This is a genomic window from Microbacterium sp. Cr-K20 (assembly GCF_000708325.1).
GTDB lineage: Bacteria > Actinomycetota > Actinomycetes > Actinomycetales > Microbacteriaceae > Microbacterium.
This window is the reverse complement of the sequence record NZ_JARE01000028.1, coordinates 1-17,854: the sequence shown is the minus strand read 5'-3', so window position 1 is coordinate 17,854 and position 17,854 is coordinate 1. Positions and strand designations below refer to the sequence as shown.

General features: G+C 71.5%; 13 protein-coding genes and 1 pseudogene. 2 read left to right on the top strand and 12 right to left on the bottom strand.

Going from position 1 to position 17,854, the window contains the following annotated elements; all coding sequences use genetic code 11:
* Nucleotides 1-100: 100 nt before the first annotated feature.
* From GZ67_RS0104665 to GZ67_RS0104650, 4 genes are all read right to left on the bottom strand, one after another.
* Nucleotides 101-1,903, bottom strand: a complete 1,803-nt coding sequence (locus tag GZ67_RS0104665) for a thioredoxin domain-containing protein (RefSeq protein WP_029262644.1) — start codon at nt 1,901-1,903, stop codon at nt 101-103.
* 33 nt (nt 1,904-1,936) lie between these two features.
* Nucleotides 1,937-2,506: an FMN reductase gene (msuE, locus tag GZ67_RS0104660; protein WP_029262645.1), complete on the bottom strand. Its 570-nt coding sequence runs from the start codon at nt 2,504-2,506 to the stop codon at nt 1,937-1,939.
* An 89-nt stretch (nt 2,507-2,595) separates the two neighbouring features.
* Nucleotides 2,596-3,432, bottom strand: a complete 837-nt coding sequence (locus GZ67_RS0104655; protein WP_029262646.1) for an aldo/keto reductase — start codon at nt 3,430-3,432, stop codon at nt 2,596-2,598.
* A complete protein-coding gene (locus GZ67_RS0104650; RefSeq protein ID WP_231481690.1) occupies nt 3,429-4,658 on the bottom strand; it encodes a heparan-alpha-glucosaminide N-acetyltransferase domain-containing protein in 1,230 nt (409 codons plus the stop codon). Before GZ67_RS0104650 ends, GZ67_RS0104655 begins: the two co-directional genes overlap by 4 nt.
* A gap of 43 nt (nt 4,659-4,701) precedes the next feature.
* On the opposite strand from GZ67_RS0104650, the gene hrpA reads away from it, so the two are divergent.
* Nucleotides 4,702-8,634 carry an ATP-dependent RNA helicase HrpA gene (gene hrpA, locus GZ67_RS0104645; protein WP_029262648.1) on the top strand — a complete coding sequence of 1,311 codons (3,933 nt, stop codon included), beginning with the start codon at nt 4,702-4,704 and terminating at the stop codon, nt 8,632-8,634.
* A 38-nt stretch (nt 8,635-8,672) separates the two neighbouring features.
* Entirely contained in the window at nt 8,673-9,617 is a 945-nt protein-coding gene (locus tag GZ67_RS0104640; protein ID WP_029262649.1) for a quinone oxidoreductase family protein, read from the top strand.
* 22 nt (nt 9,618-9,639) lie between these two features.
* On the opposite strand, the gene GZ67_RS0104635 is transcribed toward GZ67_RS0104640, so the two are convergent.
* The 8 genes and pseudogenes from GZ67_RS0104635 to GZ67_RS0104600 all read right to left on the bottom strand — a co-directional run.
* A complete protein-coding gene (locus GZ67_RS0104635) occupies nt 9,640-10,248 on the bottom strand; it encodes an alkylhydroperoxidase domain protein (RefSeq protein ID WP_029262650.1) in 609 nt (202 codons plus the stop codon).
* Nucleotides 10,245-10,862: a CMD domain protein gene (locus GZ67_RS0104630; RefSeq protein ID WP_029262651.1), complete on the bottom strand. Its 618-nt coding sequence runs from the start codon at nt 10,860-10,862 to the stop codon at nt 10,245-10,247. Before GZ67_RS0104630 ends, GZ67_RS0104635 begins: the two co-directional genes overlap by 4 nt.
* The gene (locus GZ67_RS0104625) at nt 10,859-11,911 is read right to left on the bottom strand and encodes a putative FMN-dependent luciferase-like monooxygenase (RefSeq protein ID WP_029262652.1); all 1,053 of its coding nucleotides are present in this window, start codon (nt 11,909-11,911) and stop codon (nt 10,859-10,861) included. The genes GZ67_RS0104630 and GZ67_RS0104625 overlap by 4 nt, the downstream gene beginning before the upstream one ends.
* Nucleotides 11,908-13,539, bottom strand: a complete 1,632-nt coding sequence (locus GZ67_RS0104620; protein ID WP_029262653.1) for a dipeptide ABC transporter ATP-binding protein — start codon at nt 13,537-13,539, stop codon at nt 11,908-11,910. The genes GZ67_RS0104625 and GZ67_RS0104620 overlap by 4 nt, the downstream gene beginning before the upstream one ends.
* A complete protein-coding gene (locus GZ67_RS0104615; RefSeq protein WP_029273781.1) occupies nt 13,536-14,432 on the bottom strand; it encodes an ABC transporter permease in 897 nt (298 codons plus the stop codon). The genes GZ67_RS0104620 and GZ67_RS0104615 overlap by 4 nt, the downstream gene beginning before the upstream one ends.
* The gene (locus tag GZ67_RS0104610) at nt 14,429-15,397 is read right to left on the bottom strand and encodes an ABC transporter permease (protein ID WP_029262655.1); all 969 of its coding nucleotides are present in this window, start codon (nt 15,395-15,397) and stop codon (nt 14,429-14,431) included. The genes GZ67_RS0104615 and GZ67_RS0104610 overlap by 4 nt, the downstream gene beginning before the upstream one ends.
* Nucleotides 15,398-15,413: 16 nt before the next feature.
* A complete protein-coding gene (locus tag GZ67_RS0104605) occupies nt 15,414-17,048 on the bottom strand; it encodes a TIGR04028 family ABC transporter substrate-binding protein (RefSeq protein WP_029262656.1) in 1,635 nt (544 codons plus the stop codon).
* Nucleotides 17,049-17,155: 107 nt separating this feature from the next.
* Nucleotides 17,156-17,854, bottom strand: a pseudogene (locus tag GZ67_RS0104600) (LLM class flavin-dependent oxidoreductase); the annotation flags it as partial.

Sequence of the window (17,854 nt, the reverse complement as noted above, 5' to 3'; positions counted from 1 at the left end):
CTGGGCAAACGGTGCACCGGATGCTGCGCAACCCGCGCAACCGGACGGTGTCTGCGCGCGGATTGCTGTGCAGATTGTGCACCCGCAACCATGGCTGACCTCAGCGGGAGATCGAGACCTCGGCCGGGTCGCTCACGGGCAGGCGGCACACGAACGCGCGGCAGTCGTAGGCGCGTTCGGCGGCCGCATCCTTGCCCTCGAACAGCTCGAAGCCCGCTTCGGTGAACGCCTGCGCCTGCGCGGGGGTGACGACGGCGATGACCTCGGCGTCCGCACCCCGGGCGGCTGCGGCGAGCGCACCGTCGCGGTCGGCGGTGATCACCATGAGCTGCCGGGGCGGGAGGGCGAGGCCCGCTGCCACCCGCAGCAGGGTGCCGTGGGCGAACGGCTGCTCCAGCGAACGCGACGCGAGGGCGCTCACGGTCGCGGCGGCAGCCTCGCGGTACCGGTCCCCCGCTCCGAGCCACCAGGCGGTGAGCGCGGCTCCGGCGACCGCGGCGGCATCGGAGGGCAGGTCGCCGTCGGTCTGGTCGGGCGAGGTCGCGATGCCCTGCGCCGAGAGCAGCGGATCGTCGCCGCCGGTGCCGGCGAGAGCGTCGTCGAGGACGCCGCGTGCCGTGACAGCCCACTCCGCCTCCCCCGTCGCGAGGGCGAGGGCGAACAGGCCGTCGGCGAGGAGTCCGAGATCGGCGGGGGTCGCCACTGCGGCGGATGCACGGCCGTCGAGCGAGGTGCGGACGAGCGGGCCCGCGGCGTTCCGGTTGACCCGCAGCACGTGGTCGGCGGCGGCAGCGGCCGCATCGATCCAGGTCCGCTCGCCGAATGCCGCACCCGCCCGGGACAGCGCGCCGATCGCCAGGCCGTTCCACCCGGTGATCACCTTGCCGTCGACGGCCGGCGGCTCCAGGTCCGCGCGGTCGGCGACCGGACGAAGGTAATAGCCGCCCTCGCTGCGGGCGCCGTCGATCGTCGACTCGGAATCCTGCGCGGCACCGAACCCTCCGGCGTCGCGACGGAGCACGTCGATCAGGAAGGTGGCGATCCCGCGCCCCGTCGACTCGTCCCCCGCATCCCGCGCGACGTCGAGCAGCTGCGCGTTGTCGGTGAGCATCCGCTCGTAGTGCGGCACCGTCCAGTCGCGCTGCGTGGCGTATCGGAAGAAGCCGCCGTCGGCGTCGTGGAGGTCGGACCCGGCCATCGTGGCGAGCGCCCGTGCCGCCGACGCCGCGGCCTGCGGAGCGCCCTCCCGCACCAGCGGATGCTGCAGGAACCGCAGCGTCGTGGCGACGGGGAACTTCGGGGCACCGCCGAAACCGCCGTGGACGCGGTCCTCCCGTTGCGCGATCGTCTCCGCCGCCGTCGCGATCGCCACCACGTCGGGCAGGTCCGAGGCGGTGGACTCCCCCGCGCGGGCGAGGGCGTCGGTCACGGCATCCGCCGACTCCTCGGCCTGCTCGCGCCGCACGGTCCATGCCTCGCGCACCGCGGCGAGCACGTCGCGGAAGCCGGGCATCTGGCCACGGGCTTCCGGCGGCCAGTAGGTGCCGGCGTAGAACGTGCGCCCGCGGGGCGTGGTGAACACCGTGAGCGGCCAACCGAGGTTCTGCGTGAAGGCGGAGGCTGCGGCCATATAGGCTCCGTCGACCTGCGGATGCTCCTCGCGATCGACCTTCACCGCGACGAAGCCGTCGTTGATGAGGGCGGCGGTATCCGGATCGGCGAACGACTCCCGCGCCATCACGTGGCACCAGTGGCAGGTCGAGTAGCCGATCGAGATCAGCAGCGGCACGTCGCGGCGCTCGGCCTCCGCGAACGCCTCTTCGCCCCACGGGTACCAGTCGACCGGGTTTTCGGCGTGCTGGCGGAGGTACGGGCTGAGCGTGTCGGCGAGCCGGTTGGTCATACCCTCACGCTACGCCGCGCGGAGCGCGCGCGGTCAGCCGACGAGAAGCTCGACGGGACGCGAGGCCGCGTAACCCACGAGCGGCAGGGCACGCTCGGCGGCGAGAGAGATGCGCGCCTGGAGCACATCCGAGGCGATCTCGTAGCCGTCGAAGTCGGTGTTGCTCGCGTAGACGCCGACCGGGAGGGTGAGCGCCTGGAAGAACGCGAACAGCGGCCGCAGCTGGTGCTCGATGATCAGCGCGTGCTTCTCGCCGCCGCCGGTCGCCGCGAGCAGCACGGGCTTTCCCACCAGGTCGTACTGGCCGACGAAGTCAAAGAGGTGCTTGAAGAGACCGGTGAACGAGGCACGGTAGACGGGGCTGCCCACGATCAGCAGGTCGGCCGACTCGATGGCCTGCAGCTGCGCCTCGACCTCCGGCGGCAGCTGGTCGCGCTGGAGCGCGCCCGCGAGGCCCGGGCCGATCTGCGTGAGCTCGATGAGCTGCGACTCGACCTCGGCACGCTCGGCGACGGCGGCCGTGATCGCGCGGACGAGGGCGGTCGTCTTGCTCGGCTCGTGCAGGGATCCCGACACGGCCACGACACGGAACGGAGCTGTCATGCCTCGAAGTTACTCACGACGACGCCCCGTGTCGCGCGGAGCGACACGGGGCGTCATGTAGGCCCGGGGGCCCGATCCGATGACCGGGGTCAGTTGACCTCGTCCGGGTGCGAGCCGACGCGGCCCGAGCCGTCGAGCGGGTCGAGGGCGTCGATCGCCGCGATCTCGGCATCCGTCAGCTCGAAGCCGAAGACGTCGAGGTTCTCGCGCAGTCGCTCGGCGCGCACCGACTTCGGGAACACGATGATCCCCTTCTGCAGGTGCCAGCGCAGCACGGCCTGCGCGGGGGTGACCCCGTGCGCGGCCGCGGCATCAGCCACCGCCGGGGTGCCGAACAGGTCGTACTTGCCCTGCCCGAGCGGACCCCAGGCCTCGATCTTGATGCCGTGCTCGCCGGCCCAGGCGACCACGTCGCGCTGCTGGTAGGCCGGGTGCAGCTCGATCTGGTTCACGGCCGGCACCACGCCGGTCTCTTTCATCACGCGCTCGAGGTGCGGCACCAGGAAGTTCGAGACGCCGATGCTGCGGGTGAGACCCGCCTCACGCAGCTCGATGAGCTTCGTGAACGCGTGCAGGTAGTCGCCGATCGCGGGGGCCGGCCAGTGCACCAGGTACAGGTCGACCTTCTCGAGGCCGAGCTTGTCGAGGCTCTCGCCGATGGCCGCACGCGGCTCGTCGCCGTGGTGACGGTCATTCCAGAGCTTGGTCGTGATGAACAGCTCGTCGCGGGCGATGCCGGACGCGGCGATCGCGGCGCCGACGCCCTCTTCGTTGCCGTAGATGGCGGCGGTGTCGATGTGGCGGTAGCCGATCTCGAGCGCCTCGCTCACCGCGCGCTCGGTCTCTGCCGGCGGCACCTTGAAGACGCCGTAGCCGAGCTGCGGGATGGAGTTGCCGTCGTTCAGTTCGAGTGCAGGAATGCTCATCCCTCCAGCCTATGACCGGCATCCGACGTCGAGGCCGGGGATGAAGAAACAAGTGCCATCGCGGCCGCCCCGCGGCCGACGAGCCGTTCCAGCGGTCCTCGGCCGAAGAACATCGACCAGAGCGTCGTCACCACCAGCAGCCCGATGGCGGTCGCGGCCCAGAACTCGTTGCTGGAGAAGAAGCCGCCGGGCCCACCGAACAGCACGATCGACAGCACGTGCGCACTGTATGCCGTCAGCGGCATGGAGCCCAGCGCGCCCAGCGGCAGCAGCACCCAGCGCAGCGGTCGGCTGAGCAGCAGGCACAGGGCGATGACGGTCAGCGCGAAGCCGCCGGAGCCGAGTACCTCGGCCGTGCCACCGCTGTGCGGCTCGACCGCGAACACCGCCGCGAGCACGGAGCCCAGCGGATCGGACGCTTCCAGCGCCTGCGGATACCCCTCCCACCCGCTCGGCATCGAGACGTCGAAGGAGCTCTCGCTGAACGAGGAGCCGTCGACGAACGAGGAGCTGCTGTATTCCGCCGGTGTGGTGAGGCCCGCCGCCTGACCGATCGCACCGAGGCCGTAGCCGACCACCGCGAGCACGATGCCGACCGCGAGCGCGATCACGGCGGTGCGCACACGCTCGACGTGCATCCGTCCCAGCGCCATGCCGCCGAGCACGAGAGCCAGCCACACCGTGATCGGGTAGGTGCCGTAGAGCACGAAGCCGATCCCGGTGCCGAAGGGATGCAGCATCACGGCTCCGAGGAACGCCAGCAGCGCCGGGCCGACCAGCGCGAGCACGGCCGCACCGAGCAGCAGCTGCCACGGGCGCCACCGGAGGAACGGGATCACCGCGACATAGAGGATGCCGTAGAGCGTGAGGATCACGGCGATCGGAGTGTTGAGCATCTCCAGCGCCAGTCCGATCAGGAAGATCACGGCCCCGCGCCCGACGAGGTTCAGGCGGATGCTCGGGAGGCGCTCGCGCTCCGGAAGCGCGCTGCGTCCGGTCATCAGCGCGATGGACACTCCGGCGAGGAGCGCGAACAGGATCGACGACCGCCCGTGCACGAGGTCGGTCCACGTCGCCGGGTCCATCCACTCGAACGCCTCGGTCTCGCCGATGTGCGCGCCCGCCATGCCGAGGATCGCCAGCCCGCGAGCGACATCCAGTCCGAGGATGCGCGGCGGGCGCCCGAACTCGCGGAACCAGCGGACGGGGGCTGCAGCGGTGATCACCAGATGATCGTAGGGGGCGAATCCCGTCATACGATGGAGGGCTATGTCCTCCCCCGTGATCTCCTACCCTCCGGAGCTGCCCGTCAGCGCTGCCCGAGGCGAGATCGGCGACGCCATCCGCGACCACCAGGTCGTGATCGTCGCGGGCGCCACCGGGTCGGGCAAGACCACCCAGCTGCCGAAGATCGCGCTCGAGCTCGGACGGGAGCGCATCGCACACACCCAGCCGCGTCGGCTCGCCGCCCGGACGATCGCGGAGCGGGTCGCGGAAGAGCTCCAGGTCGAGCTCGGCACGCTCGTCGGCTACAAGGTGCGCTTCACCGACAAGGTGTCGGACGCCACGCGCATCGCGCTGATGACCGACGGCATCCTGCTCAACGAGATCCACCGCGATCGACTGCTCACCCGCTACGACACGATCATCATCGACGAGGCGCACGAACGCTCCCTCAACGTCGACTTCCTGCTCGGCTACCTGGCCCGGATCCTCCCGGAGCGCCCCGACCTCAAGGTGATCATCACCTCGGCGACCATCGACCCGGAGAGCTTCGCGAAGCACTTCGCCGCAGCGGATGGCACACCGGCGCCGATCATCGAGGTATCCGGTCGCACGTATCCGGTCGAGATCCGCTACCGCGGACAGGTCGAAGACGGGGACGACGAGGACGCACCGGCCGAGCCGGAGGACGAGGTCTCGGCCATCGTCGCCGCCCTGCGCGAGCTCGACCGCGAGGCGCCGGGCGATGTGCTCGTGTTCCTCCCCGGCGAGGCCGAGATCCGGGATGCGGCCGACGCCGTGCGCGGCGCCTACGCGAACGACCGCGCCCCCACCGAGGTGCTCCCCTTGTTCGGCCGGCTCTCCGCCGCCGACCAGCACCGCGTGTTCGAGCGCAGCAGGGTGGCAGGAGTCCGCCGCCGCGTCATCCTCGCCACCAACGTCGCCGAGACGAGCCTCACGGTGCCCGGCATCAAGTACGTCATCGACACCGGCACCGCGCGCATCTCCCGCTACAGCAACCGCTCCAAGGTGCAGCGACTGCCGATCGAGGCGGTGTCGCAGGCCTCCGCGAACCAGCGATCCGGCCGCGCCGGCCGCACCAGCGACGGCATCGCGATCCGCCTCTACTCGGAGGAGGACTACGACCGGCGCCCGGAGTACACCGAGCCCGAGATCCTGCGCACCTCGCTCGCCTCCGTGATCCTGCAGATGCTGTCGCTCGGCTTCGGCGACATCACCGCATTCCCCTTCCTCACCCCGCCCGACTCGCGGGGCGTGAAGGCTGCGTTCGACCTGCTCACCGAGCTCGGCGCTGTCGAGCCGTCCCGCCGCGACGGCGCTCCGCACCTCACCCGCATCGGTCGCGACATCGCACGCATGCCGATCGACCCGCGGTTCGCGCGGATGCTGATCGAGGCGGGGCGCGGGGGCTCGGGGGGCACCGTGACCCGCGATGTGCTCGCGATCGTCTCGGGCATGACGATCCAGGATGTGCGCGAGCGACCCGAAGAGCGCCGCGAGGAGGCCGACCGCCTGCACGCGCGGTTCGTCGACCCGACCAGCGACTTCCTGACCCTGCTGAATCTGTGGAACCACCTGCGCGAGCAGCAGCGCGAACTCGGATCCAGCGCGTTCCGTCGACTGTGCCGCTCGGAGCACCTCAACTACGTGCGAGTGCGGGAGTGGTTCGACGTGCACCGTCAGCTGCGCACGCTCGTGAAGACGCCCGACCGCGCCGGCGACGACACCGGAACGAGCGACCCGGACGCCATCCACCGCGCCCTGCTGTCGGGACTCCTGTCGCAGATCGGCCTCCTCGACGAGCGCACCGCCCCGGCGGGCAAGGCGCACTCTCCCGCGAAGGAGCCGAAGGGCCGTCGCATCGCGGAGTACCGGGGAGCCCGCGGCATCCGCTTCTCGATCTTCCCCGGCTCGGGACTGCGCAAGAAGAGTCCGCGCGCGGTGATCGCGGCCGAGATCGTGGAGACCTCCCGCACGTTCGCGCGCACGGTCGCCGCCATCGACCCGGCGTGGGCCGAACCGCTCGCCGGAGACCTCGCCAAGCGCCAGGTGACCGAGCCGCACTGGTCGAAGGATGCCGGCGCCGCCGTCGCGTTCGAGAAGGTCACGCTGTTCGGGCTCGAGATCATCCCGCGCCGCCGTGTGCAGTTCGCGCGCATCGACCGGGCCGCCTCGCGCGAGCTCTTCGTGCGCCATGCACTCGTCGAGGGCGAGTGGGACCCGACGCGGATCGACAAGCGGGTGAGCGCGTTCTGGCGCAGCAACGCCGAGCTGCGCAAGCGCCTCGAGAAGCTGGAGGAGCGCGAGCGCCGCCGCGACATCCTCGCCGGCGACGAGGCCGTCTTCCGGTTCTACGACGAGCGCATCCCCACCGACGTGTTCGACGTGCGCTCCTTCGAGAGCTGGTGGCGTGAGGCCATGGCCACGACGCCGAAGCTGCTCGTGATGCGCGAGAGCGACCTGATCGACGACGAGGAGCGCGCCGACCAGCGCGAGTTCCCGACACGGTGGACGCAGGGCGACCAGGTGCTGGGCCTCGCGTACCGGTTCGAACCGGGCGCCGACGACGACGGTGTGAGCGTGGTCGTGCCACTGCCGCTGCTCGCGCAGCTCGAGGACCGCGGCTTCGACTGGCAGGTTCCGGGCCTACGTGCCGAGCTCGTCACCGGGCTGCTGCGCGCGCTGCCCAAGGCCATCCGCCGCCACGTCGTACCCGCCGCCGACTGGGCCGAGAAGTTCGGCGCCGAGCTGGCCGAGCAGGGTCCGGAGTCGCACGGCGGCCTCCCGCCGCGCACACTCAAGGAGGCGCTGGCCCGGCTCATCCAGCCGCTCGCCAACCAGCTCGTGTCCGCCGCCGACTTCGACGACGAGCGCGTGCCGCCACACCTGCGCATGAACTTCCGCGCGGTCGACGAACGCGGCCGGGTGGTCGGCTCGGGTCGCGACCTGCGGGCGCTGCAGGCGCAGCTCTCCGACCGGGCGCGCAGCAGCGTGGCGCGATCGATCGCCGCGCCGCCGAAGTCCGGCGCCAAGGGTGCCCGCAACGGCGCTGAGCGCGGTGGTGCCGAGCGCGTCGCTGCCGCACCGATCGAACAGACCGGCCTCACGGCGTGGACCTTCGGAGACCTGCCCGAGGTGCTCGACACGCGTGTCGCCGGCGGCGTCGTGCGCGGCTACCCGGCGATCGTCGACCAGGGCAAGACCGTGTCGGTGCGCGTCGAATCGACCCCGGATGCCGCGGCCGCCGCCACCCGCGACGGCGTGCTGCGGCTCGTGCTGCTGGGCGTCCCCTCCCCCTCGTCGTACGTGCAGGAGCACCTGACGAGCCAGGAGAAGCTCGCCCTCGCCGCCTCGCCGTACCAGTCCGCCGCCGCCCTCATCGAGGACTGCCGAGCGGCCGTCGCGCGGCAGGTCATCGAGCAGACGGCACCGGGCGGTATCGTGCGCAGTGAAGCCGACTTCACCCGGGTGCGCGACGCCGTCTCGGGCGTGCTGGTCGATCAGCTCTTCGCGTGCGTCTCACTGGTGGCCCGCATCCTGACGAAGTCCCGCGATGTCGAACGCGGCATCAAGTCGCAGAACTCGCTCGCCCTGCTCGGCCCGCTGAACGACATCCGCACACAGCTGAGCGGCCTGCTGCATCCGGGCTTCGTCTCCGCGGCCGGAGTCGACCGTCTCGCACACTTCCCGCGCTACCTCGAAGGCATGCTCGACCGGCTGAAGACGCTCGGGAGCGAACCGGGCAAGGATCGTGCGCGCATGACCGAGTACGAACGGATGGCGAAGGCGTTCGAGGATGCGGGCGGCACCATCCCCCTTCCGTCCGACGCTCCCCCAGCACTCGTCGAGGTGCGCTGGCTGCTCGAGGAGTACCGCGTCAGCGTGTTCGCGCAGCGCCTCGGCACCGCGCAGCCGGTGTCGCCGCAGCGCATCATGAAGGTGCTGTCCGGACGCTGATCCGCGACGGCGGGCGTCAGCGCGGGTAGCCTGAATCCATGGCACGCGCGATCGTCTACACCGAGTTCGGCTCCCCCGATGTCCTGCATCTGATGGAGATCCCCGATCCCGTCGCGGCCCGCGGCGAGGTCGTGGTGCGCATCGAGGCGGCGGGGGCGAACCCCATCGACGCCAAGCTGCGCAGTGCCAAGCGTCCGTCTCCTCCGATCACCGAGCCGCGTCCGGTCGGCTTCGACGGGGCCGGCGTGGTCGAGCTGCTCGGCGAGGGTGTCGACGACTTCGCGGTCGGCGACCGGGTGGCGATCCGTGACGCGCACGGCACCTACGCCTCGGCGATCGCGATCGACACCGAGAAGCTCGCGAAGCTCCCCGACTCCGTCACGGCCGCCGAAGGGGCGGCCATCGGGATCCCCGCGGGCACCGCGTACCAGTCGCTGCGCTCGCTCGGGGTCACCGAGGGCGACGTGCTGCTCGTGCACGGCGGCTCCGGCTCGGTCGGACAGGCCGCCGTGCAGTTCGCGGTGGCCTGGGGCGCGACCGTGATCGCGACGGCGAGCCCCGCCCGCCACGAGCAGCTGCGCGAACTCGGCGCGATCCCCGTGGCCTACGGCGACGGTCTGCTCGACCGCGTGCGCGACGCCGCCCCCTCAGCCGTCACCGTGGCGCTGGACTGCGCCGGCACCGACGAGGCCATCGAGACCTCGCTCGCCCTCGTCGCCGACCGCGACCGGATCGCGACGATCGTGCGCGGACCGGATGCCGCGTCCTTCGGTATCCGTGCCTTCTCCGGCGGCTCCCCCGTACCCCTGACCGACGAGGAGCTCGCCTGGCGCGCCGAGGCGCTCGCCGAGACGATCGCCCTCCTCGACGCCGGCGACTTCGTGATCGAGCTCGGCCCCCAGCTGCCCCTGACCGAGGCGGCGCAGGCCCATGAGCTCATGGAATCCGGCGCCGCCTCGGGCAAGATCATCCTCGTCCCCTGACGGCGAGGGGCCGTCAGAGCGATCAGGCCGGTGCCACCGGCCGTCCGATCGACAGCATCAGCCGGTTCGCCCAGTTGAAGAACGCGGCGCCGTGGATGAGGTCCGAGATCTCCAGGTCGTCGAGTCCGGCGGCGCGCAGCCGGACGATCTCGTCCTCGCCGAACGCGTTGGGCGTGTCGGTGAGGGCGACGGATGCCGCGACGACGGCGTTCCAGCGCTCGCCGAGGTCCGCGTCCACGCCCTCGTCGAGCAGCAGGTCGACGTCGTCTGCGCGCTTGCTGTGGTGCGCGGCGAAGCGTGAGTGCACCGAGGCGCAGAACACGCAGCCGTTGCGGCGGGAGGCCGCGGTCGCGGCGAGCTCTCGGTCGGCTCGCGGCAGACCCTCCGCGGCGTTGTAGAAGATGTCCTTGTCGACGAGGGTGCGGGCCTTCAGCACCTCGGGGTCGCGGGCGAGCAGCCGGAAGTAGTCGTTCTTCGCGCGAGCCGCATCGACGAGGCCGTCGTAGTGGCGCTCGGTCAGCTCCGCCTCGGCGAGGGGCTCGAGGTGCGGGACCCACCCGACCTCGCCGCGGGTGAACGCGTGCGGGTGCGGGGCGTCGTCGTGCCGGAGCACGCTCTGTTCGGCGGTCATGCGGCCTCCTCCTCGGAGATCTCGGCGGTCAAGCCCGCAGCGGCGAGCACACGGAGTTCGGTGACGACGCGCTGCTGGAAGGCGAGGAACGACACCAGCTGCGACAGCGTCACGATGCCGTCGGCCGACCAGCCCGCATCGAGCAGACGGCCGAGGTCGGCGCCCGAAGCCTCGCGGGGGCGGAACACCAGCAGGTGCGTGTGCGCGAGGGCGGCGGCGAGGCGCTCACCCACCGCGGCGATGACAGTCTCGGACGGGACATAGCGCGCCCCGTCGGTGTTCTCGGCCTGCAGTCCGAGCTCGGTGTAGGTGCCGAAGGGTCCGGTGGTCGCCGCCCGGGCGGCCTCCGCGAGCACGACGGTGGCCCGCTGCGGGTCGGCCTCCTGCGCACGACCGGCGTAGAACTCGGCGGTCGGGTCGTCGGCTCCGGCGAGACCGGTGGCGAAAGCGGCCACGAGTTCGCGTTCGGCCTGCGAGACGTGCTCCGTGCTCACCGGCTGGAAGAGGGCGTCGAAGCTCGCCTGCAGCTGCTCCCTGGTCACCGGACGGCGACGGCGCAGGGCATCGAGCTCCGGCGTCACCTCCGCGATCCGGTCCACGATGTCGTCGGTCATGCGTTCTCCTTCAGGGTGAGGTTCTGGTCGGTAGTGGTTCCGTGCGGGGTCGGGGTCAGCGCGTAGCCGAGGGCCGGGGCGACCTCGTCGGCGAAGAGCGCGATCGAGCGCAGCACGTGCTCGTGCGGGGCGTCGACCGAGTGCACCTGGAAGGCCACCTCGGTCGCGCGGGCGAGGGTGGTGTCGGCGGCGAGCGATTCCGCCACCTGCTCCGGCGTGCCCAGGTGCGTGTCGAGCGCGGCGATCAGCTCGTCGATGCTGTCGCCCGGAATGGTCTGCCCCTGACGGCGGAAGCCCTCGGCCGCCCGGCGCAGACCGACCTCGGCGAAGCGCAGCGCCTCGGCACGGTCGTCGGCGACGAACACGGTGCGCGAGGCGGTGATCCGCGGCGCCACCCCCTCCGGCAGCGCTTCGAGGTACGCGTCGATGATCGGATCCTGCAGGGCAGACAGCGGTGCGTGCAGCCGGTCGGCACTGCGCGGCTGCGTGCGAGACAGGAGCAGCCCGTGTCCATGGACGCCGGCCCGATGCCCGCCCGGCGCCGAGAAGGTCGCCTGCCAGACACGGTCGGCGAGATCTCCGGCATCCGGGTAGAGGGTGTTGCCCGCCCCGACGTCACGGCCGGCGAGAGCGTCGAGCAGTGTCCGCAGCTTCCGGTCGTAGGTCGGCGCCTTGTCGCGCACGTCCTCCCCGAACGGCACGAACGACGAGGGCGTGCCGCCGCTGCCGAGTCCCAGATCCACGCGCCCCCCGGAGAGCAGATCGGCGACCACGGCGTCCTCCGCCACCCGCACGGGATCCTCCAGCGGCAGCGTGATCACCCCGGTGCCGAGACGGATGGTGGAAGTCACGGCGGCGACGTTCGCGAGGAACACCAGGGGCGACGGCAGCCCGCCCTCGGCCGCGTGGAAGTGGTGCTGCGCGACCCACGCCCGTCCGATGCCGTGTCGCTCGGCCTGCTGGATCTGCGCGGTCGCGAACGCATATCGCTCGGCAGGAGCGGCATCGTCGAGCAGTCGGGTGAAGAAGGCGACGGTGGGGGTGGTCATACGACGGTCTCCGTTCGTCCCGGTACTGCGGCCAGCAGCTCCCGGGTGTAGTCGTGCTGCGGGTCGCGGAAGAGGTCTTCCGTCTGCCCCTCCTCGACGATCCGGCCGCGGCGCATCACCGAGACCGTGTGGCTGATCCGCCGCACCACCGCGAGGTCGTGCGAGATGAACAGGTAGGTGAGCCCGAGTTCGGCCTGCAGGGAGGTGAGCAGCTCGAGGATGCGGGCCTGCACCGTGACGTCCAGCGCCGACACCGCCTCGTCGAGCACCACGATGTCGGGGTCGATCGCCAGCGCGCGGGCGATCGCGACGCGCTGCCGCTGCCCGCCTGAGAGCTCACGCGGGGTGCGCCGTGCGACCTCGGCGGGGAGTGACACCCGGTCGAGGAGGGCGAGAGCGCGCTCGCGGCGCTCGGTGCGACTGCCCACGCCGAAGTTCACCAGCGGCTCGGCGACGATGTCGGCGATCTGCTGGCGCGGATCGAGCGACGCGAACGGGTTCTGGTAGACGAGCTGGATGCGTCGGCGGAGCACCCGCAGTTGCTCGCGCTTCGCGTGGGTCACGTCGTCGCCGTCGACCTCGATCGTCCCGGCATCCGGTTGGTGGAAGCGGGTGATGAGCCGTGCCGTCGTGGTCTTGCCCGAGCCCGACTCCCCCACGAGCGCATGCGTCGTGCCCTTGCGCACCCGGAACGACACGTCGTCGACGGCACGGAAGCGCTCGCGCCCGGCGACGCGGAACTCCTTCACGAGCCCGTCGGCGACGATCGCCCAGGGGTTCTCGGCGGCGACCGCCGCGGCATCGCGCAGGAACGGCGGGGCATCCGGCCGACGGAAACCTGTCGCGAACGCCGGAGCGTCGGCGAGCAGCTGCTTCGTGTACGGGTCGGCCGGTGCGGCGAGCACCGCCTCGCTGGAGCCCTGCTCGACGATGCGACCGTCTTTAAGTACGACGAGCCGCTCGGCCCGGTCCGCCGCGACACCGAGGTCGTGGGTCACGAGCAGGATGCTGGTGCCCTCCTCGCGCTGCAGCTCGTCGAGCAGGTCGAGCACCTTGCGCTGCACCGTGGCGTCGAGGGCGCTGGTGGGCTCGTCGGCGATCAGCAGCCGCGGCCGCAGGGCGATCGCGGTGGCGATGAGCACGCGCTGGCGCATGCCGCCCGAGAGCTCGTGCGGATACTGGCGCGCCCGCAGGTCGGGGTCGTCGATTCCGACACGGTCGAGCAGCTCGATGGCCCGTGCCCGCCGCGAACGCCGATCCCGGTGCCCGTGCAGACGGAGGATCTCCTCGACCTGCGCGCCGATCGTGCGCACGGGGTCGAGCGAGGTGGTCGGATCCTGCGGCACGAGACCGATCTCGGGCCCGCGGATGCCGCGCAGCGCACGGTCGGACCATCCCGAGATGTCGAGGTCGCCGAGCAGCACCCGCCCGCCGTCGACGCGGCCGCCTTCGGGCAGCAGCCCGAGCAGGGCGTGCGCGGTGGTGGACTTGCCCGAACCCGACTCCCCCACGAGCGCCAGGGTCTCGCCCTCGGCGATCCCGAACGAGACGCCGTGCACGACCTCGCGGCGCCGGTCCTTGTCGCCGTAGGAGATCCGCAGATCGGTGGCGGAGATGACGGCGCTCACTTCGCGCTCCTTCCGATGCGGTGGCTGATCCGGTTGGCGCTGAGGACGACGACGACCACGACGAGACCGGGCAGGGCGGTGAGCCACCAGGCGGTGCCCACGTAGTTGCGGCCGTCGGCGATCAGCAGGCCCCACTCCGGCGTGGGCGGCGGCGCACCGTAGCCGAGGAACCCGAGCGTCGAGATCGCGAGGATCGCCGTGCCGAACTGCAGCGCGGCGAGCGCGACGATCGGCGTCAACGAGTTGGGCAGCACGTGCCGGCGCAGCACGGTGAAGAACGTGCCGCCGCTGCCGAAGGCCGCTTCGACGTACTCGGTGCGCCGCACACGGGCGACCTCGGCGCGCATGAGCCGGGCGAACGCGGCGACGCTGCCGAGACCCACCGCGATCGCGGCGTTCACGGTGCCGAAGCCGAGCAGGATGATGACCGTGAGGGCGAGGAGCAGCCCGGGGATCGCGAGCAGCACGTCGACCACGCGCATCAGCACGTCGTCGACCACACCGCCGACGGCACCGGCGATCGCCCCGATCAGCGTGCCGAGGGCGAGGCCGACCGTGACGGCGATGAGCGCTCCCGAGAGCGAGTGCACCGCACCGTGCACGACCCGGCCGAACAGATCGCGGCCGAGGGTGTCGGTGCCGAACCAGTGCGCGGCACTCGGCGGGAGCAGCTTGTCGGCCGGCACGCCCGTGAGCGGGTCGCCGGGGGCGAAAACCCCGGGGATGACGGCCCAGAGCACGGCGAGCGCGATGATCGTATAGGCCAGGTACAGACCCCATGCGCGGCCGCGCAGTCGGCGGCGAGGGGCCCTCTCGGTCTCGGTCGCGGCCGGCTGCGCCGGCGCGGCCGGGTCGGGCCCGACCACGGGATCGATAATCACGGGAGCGGTCATGCGGTCGCCTCCTGGAGTGCGCGGGGCACCGAGGCGCGGGCGACGGTGCGTTGGCGGGGGTCGATGAGCGGGGTCACGAGGTCGACCGCGAAGCTGATGATCACGAAGCCGAGGGCCGACAGCAGCACGACGCCCTGCAGCACCGGGATGTCCTGGTTCGCCACGGCCTGCTCGGTGAGCCGGCCGATGCCCGTGCGGCCGAACACGGTCTCGGTCACCACAGCTCCGCCGACGAGCTCGCCGAACAGGACACCGGCGATCGTCAGAGTCGGCACGGCGGCGTTCCGGGCCACCGAACGGGTGAGCACCCACAGCGGCGGAGCACCCTTCGCCCGCACCACCGTGACGAACGGCTGCGCCTGCACCTGGTCGATCGCGCGCACCAGCACCTGGGCGAGCGGCGCCGAGATGGGTACAGCGAGCGTGAGCACCGGCAGGACGAGTCCGGCCACCGGGTCGGCGCCGACGATCGGCACCCATCCGAGCCCGAACGAGAACACCTGGATGAGCAGGATGCCCAGCCAGAAGACCGGCACCGCCACGAACAGCCCGGGCACCTGACGCAGGCCGTCACGCAGCCAGGCGAACGGTGCGAGGGAGGAGAGCCCGGCGATGAGGATGGCGAGGATCAGCGCCACGATGAGTCCGAGCGACGCGAGCAGCAGCGTCGCGGGCAGGGCCTCGCCCAGCATCGTCAGCACCGGGGTGCCGAACTGGGTCGAGAACCCGAAGTCCCCGGCGAGGAAGCCGAGTCCCGCGTGCACGTACTGCTCCCACCACGGCAGGTCTGCGCCGTAGGTGGCGCGGATGCTGTCGAGCTGGTCCGGCGACAGCCCGAGGCTGGGGTCGGAGAACTTGATCAGGATCGCATCGCCCGGCAGCAGCTGTAGCAGGAAGAAGGTGGCCGTGAAGGCCGCGATCAGAACGATCGCGGCCTGCCCGGCTCGTCGGAGGACGAAGCTCATCGTGTCACCGGCGCTCTCAGTGCTCGGCGAGCCAGACGCCGGAGAACGTCGGACGCCCCACCGACTCGAAGGCGACGCCCTGCACGTAGGTCGCGGTGCCGTACACCTGCGGCTCCTCGAACAGCGGGATGACATAGGCCTGCTCGGCGATGTAGTCCTGCACGGCCTGCGAGGCGGCGATGCGCTTGTCGGAGTCGGGCTCGGAGGCCACGGCGAGCAGCAGCTCGTCGAGCTTCGCGTCCTTCGAGATCAGCACGTCGCGGTTCTTCGTGAAGTACTGGCTCTTGATGACGTCGAGGTCCGCGCGTCCGACCATCGAGTGGTAGAAGCCGGTCTTCAGCGGATCGCGGGTGTCTTCGGCCGCGCTCCCGGCGTCGCCGGGCTTGACCGAGAGCTCCACACCGACCTTCGCCAGCTGCTGCGCGACGAGTTCGAGCGTCTGCTTCGACAGCGGCTGCGGCTTGGCTTCGTAGACCGTGATCGACAGGCGCTCGCCGTCCTTCTCGCGGATGCCGTCGGAGCCGGGCTCCCACCCCGCCTCGTCGAGCAGTTCCTCGGCCTTGTCGGGGTCGTAGGCGTAGTGCGCGGACTCGTCCTTGTAGCCGACGGCCTGCGAGGAGAGCACCGACGTCGCCACCGGGTAGTTCTCGGTGAAGAGCGTGTCGACGACCTCCTTCGCGTCCACGGCGGCGACGAGCGCCTGGCGCACGCGGATGTCGCCCAGCAGCGGGTTCTCGGGGCGCAGGGCGATCGAGTTGTTCACGCCGCGGGTCTGCGGGGCGTAGAGCGTGAAGCCGGCGCCTTCGACGCGGTCCTCGTCGAACGCCTGCACGTAGCGGACGTAGTCGGCCTGACCCGCGAGCAGCGAACCGATGCGCACCGAGTCCTCGGGGGTGATCAGCACGTGCACGGCGTCGAGGTAGGGGCGGCCGTCGTTGTCGACGCTGTCGGGGCCCCACTCGTAGTCGTCACGGGCGGTGAGCGTGTACTCGGTGCCGAGCTTCTCGTCGGTGACGGTGAACGGTCCGGATCCGATGATCTCGGCCGCGTTGCCCGCGCCGAAGTCCTCGATCGTGCCGTCGAGCGTCTCCGGCGACAGCAGGCCCGAGTTGATGGTCGAGGTGGCCTGCAGGAACCCGGGCGACGGCGCACTGAAGCGGAACGTCACGGTGTCCTCGTCGACGACCTCGCTGCTGGCGTAGTTGTTGATCGCCTCCGAGACCGTGAGGCCGCGGTCCGCATCGCCCAGCCCGTACGTGTCGAAGTTCTTCGCGACGGCCGCGGCATCGAGGACGGTGCCGTCCGAGAACGTCACGTCGGGGTTCAGGTCGAACGTGTACTCGGTGGCATCCGCGTTCACGGTCCAGTCCGAGGCGATCCACGGCTCGATCTCGAGCGTCTCCGGGTTCTGCCAGGTCAGGCGAGCGGCGATGTTGTTGACGATGCCGCCGTTCGGGTAGAAGCCGGCCTGCGGCGGGTACAGGTTCGTGTACGCCTGGTGCTCGAGGTAGGTGAGCGTGCCGCCGGTGACGGGGTCGCCGCCCTCGGCGGGGGCGTTGGCAGGAGCAGGCGAGGAGGCGCAGGCGGCGAGGCTGCCCGCGAGGAAGAGCGGGACCGCGATGGCGGCGGCACGGATGAGACGGCGGTTCATGCGGAGGGTCTCCTGGGCTTCGGGTGTCGGGATGTGTTCACGGTAGGAATCGGAGTGGCCGTGCCGCGAGGCGGCGGACACCGGGTGTCGCGCGACGACACGAGTGGTCACGCGTCGACATACGAGGAAATGCGCAGACGGTCGCGGAGGGTCGCGCCCTCGCTCTCCGTCGCGTGTCGCAGCAGGCCGCGGCGGCGCAGCTCGGGGGCGGCCTGCCGCGTGAACGCTTCGAACTGGGCGGGCTGGAAGGCAGACAGCACGTTGAACCCGTCGGCTGCCCCCTCGTCGCGCCAGGTCTCGAAGTGGTCAGCGATCGTCCGGGCGTCGCCGACCACGAAGGCCGCCGGCACCGCGTTGGCGGCCACGAGGTGCCGCCAGGTCAGCGGATCTCCGGTCGTCACCCCGGCTCCCGAGACGCGCAGTCCGGCGATGCCGGCGAGGCGCTCGATGAGTGCGGAGCCGCGCTCCCCCAACCGCTGCGCCTCGGCGGCCATGACCGGGCGGTCGAACTCCGACGCGCGCAGCGGGTCGTCTGCGGCGACGTCGAACGCATCGGCGAACGCGGCCACCGTGCGGTTCGGCGGGAACGCAGTGCGGGTAGCCTGGTGCCCCTCGGCGAGCGGCACCAGCGCGAGCAGGCGCTCGACGATGCGGCGGGCGTCGGCATCCGTGTCGGCGACGACCGGCAGCACCGGGGCGATCACCTTCACCGCATCCGGAGACCGTCCGGCTTCGGCCGCGATGTCGCGCAGCAGGCGGCGCGTGGCGATCGCGTCGGCGAGCGTCGGCGCGGCGGTCAGCGCGAG